Source organism: Micromonospora sp. NPDC049799, assembly GCF_040656655.1.
GTDB lineage: Bacteria > Actinomycetota > Actinomycetes > Mycobacteriales > Micromonosporaceae > Micromonospora.
In genome coordinates this window covers 1-1,017 of the sequence record NZ_JBFAMU010000932.1, presented here as the reverse complement: position 1 = coordinate 1,017, position 1,017 = coordinate 1, and the positions used below count along the sequence as shown (strand labels likewise).

The following is a 1,017-nucleotide window of genomic DNA, read 5'->3' as shown; positions in this document are numbered from 1 at the left end:
GCGGCCGGCCAGCCCCCGGTGCGCTCCCGCAGCCGGCGCACCCCGGCCACGGGAAGCACCACCCCGTGGGCGGTCAGCAGGTCGGCGATCTCGTCGCCGGTGAACGCCAGCTCGTCCGGGCCGACCTCGGTCAGCTCGCCGGCCAGCCGCAGCCGGTGCACCGCCAGCGGCAGCCCGGCCCGCGCGCCGACCAGCAGCCGCAGCCGTCCCTCGGCATGCCGGAGCAGGAACTCCAGCCCGGTCAGCGCCGCCGGGTCGGTGATCCGGTGCAGGTCGTCGAGGACCAGCAGGACCGGCTGCTCCCGGGCGGCGAGCGCCACGGCCAGCAGCTCCAACTGGTCCGGCCGCGGGGACCGGTCGGGCAGCGGCGGCCCGGACCTGCCGTCGGTCTCCCGGGTGGCCGCGCGCAGCGCCGCCGCGAGGTAGGTCCAGAGCCGGTCGGAGTCGTCACCGGCCTCCACGGCGACCCATCCGACACCCGCACCCGGGCCGGCCCCCGCGACGGCGTGCCACCACGAGGCGAGCAGTGTCGTCTTGCCCCAGCCGGCGGGCGCGGAGACCAGGGTGACCGGCCCGGCGGTCCCCTCGTCCAGCGCCCTCAGCAGCCGGGGCCGGAGGACCACCGGTTCCGGCAGCGGCGGTGGCCCCATCCGGGACGCCAGCAGCGGCGTACCGGCCGTGGTCGCGGCGACCCCTGTCTTCCCACGGTCCTCCGGCACTCGGCCACACCCCCAACGGACTCGTGCCGCTCCCCAGGTCCTGCGGCCCGCGGTTACCCCGCCCGGCCGGGTTCACCCCTTCCGGGGGAACCGGCTTCACCCCGCCCCGCCCGACCCTGGAGAGGTTCGCGGGGCGGCACCGCACCGGCGGACCGGACAACGGCACCCTGGGCGACCGGCGGGGAGGAACGGTGGGACGGATCGCACGGACGACCGGCGTCGCCGTCGCGTGGGCGGCCGGCGCGGTGGCGGCGCGGGCGCTGCGCGTACGCCGCCGGAGAAGCTGGCCCCGCGCGGC

Annotated in this window: 1 protein-coding gene; it reads right to left on the bottom strand. The window is 78.8% G+C overall.

Going from position 1 to position 1,017, the window contains the following annotated elements:
• A partial coding sequence (locus tag AB0I76_RS30740; RefSeq protein WP_357042867.1) for an AAA family ATPase occupies nucleotides 1-719 on the bottom strand: 719 nt, incomplete at its 3' end.
• Nucleotides 720-1,017: the final 298 nt, after the last annotated feature.